This window comes from Oleiphilus sp. HI0132 (assembly GCF_001635845.1).
Window position 1 is genome coordinate 1 of the sequence record NZ_LWGJ01001561.1, and the last position, 1,549, is coordinate 1,549.

At 44.8% G+C, this 1,549-nt stretch carries 2 protein-coding genes; both read right to left on the reverse strand.

From position 1 onward, the window contains the following. Window positions 1-763 (reverse strand): undecaprenyl-diphosphate phosphatase (locus A3766_RS24010; RefSeq protein WP_068643113.1); only part of this gene is annotated, 763 nt, incomplete at its 3' end. Window positions 764-802: 39 nt separating this feature from the next. After that, window positions 803-1,549, reverse strand: a 747-nt coding sequence (tsaB, locus tag A3766_RS24015) for a tRNA (adenosine(37)-N6)-threonylcarbamoyltransferase complex dimerization subunit type 1 TsaB (RefSeq protein ID WP_231882980.1), incomplete at its 5' end; no start/stop codon positions are given.

Here is a 1,549-nt window from a genome sequence, read left to right on the forward strand (position 1 = left end):
GTAAACGGTAAATAACAAACGGTGTAAAACCTATGCGCTCTAGAAACTGTAAAAACAAATGAATACAGGCATAAGCGCTCACAAAAGCAACACCAGTCCCAAGCGCCACCAAGAACCAGTCGTCATTCGTTCCCGTTTCTAGCAACTCTTTTGTTTTAAGCAGGCCTGCTGCCGTGATGAGAGGAATAGAAAGCAGAAATGAGTACCTAGCCGCAGCATCACGACTGAAACCAATTAACAAGGCCGCTGTCATAGTGATGCCTGAACGGGATGTTCCCGGAATCAAGGCTAACGCCTGGCTAAAACCTATGACTAAGGCCGCTTTAACGTCTATATCTTTAAGGCTAAGCTTACGAGAACCAAAGTGATCAGAAGCGTATAAAGCAAGCCCAAATATTATTGTTGTCGTCGCGATCACGGCAGTGGAACGCAAGTTTTCACTTATAAAGTCATTAAGAAGGAAACCAGCCAAACCTGCGGGTATCGTTGCCAGAATAATCAACCAGGCCAAGCGACCATCATTAGACTGCTCTTTAAACGACACGCTCTTGAACCATGCGCCACTCAGTTGAATCACTTCTCTACGAAAATAAATGACTATCGCCATCAAGGTGCCAACGTGAACCGCTACATCAAAAGCCAAGCCTTGATCTTCCCAGCCCAAAACTTGTGAAGGCAAAATCAGGTGAGCGGAGCTCGATATGGGTAGAAACTCCGTCAAGCCCTGAACAAGTGCCAATATAACTGCTTCAAACCAAGTCATTTTTAATCCTTAACTATCAATCCATATAGCGAGTAGCACTTAGGCTCTACCCGGCAGTTTTTTCCATGTAACCGTATTTCTGACATAGGATGGCATCGCGTCTTCTAGTAGCCCTGCTACACCTTTAAAATGCGCATAACGAGCCAGCTGACAAATAGCATGAGCCTCTGGTCTCATCTCAGCATCAAAACTATCCAAATGCCCTTTTACATCCGAAGGGAAACGTTCAGAGTAGTCAAAGCCACTACCGACACCAATAATAGGCCCATCCGTGATCGCGTCAGGCAAGCTCACTAATTCAGGTTTAGTCACATTTTCAATACCCAAAGTCTCCACCCGATAATAAGGATCCTCGTTCCCGTTGCTCTGTTTCTCCACTTTGCAGCAAGCCCAATACACCTCATCCATACGTGCATCAATTGCTACAAGCACTTGAGAAATACCGTACTTCAAATAGCTTTGTAGGGCTAGAGCTTGGATATTAGATATGGCATAGATATGACAGTCACTTCCGTAGGCCAAGCCTTGCGCGATACCAGTCGCGATACGAATACCCGTGAACGAACCTGGCCCACAACCAAAAGCAAGCGCATCCAGATTTTTAGCTTTTAACTTACCGTGGCCCAAACAGTCTTTCACCATAGGTAAAATTAACTGAGTATGACTTCGAGGGGCTTTTTCGCACACCTGATACATTGTTTGCTCACTCCACAATGCTGCAGAGCAATTATCAGAAGAAGTATCTAAAGCAAGAATTTTTGGCATAAAGAGGGTCGTAAATAACAA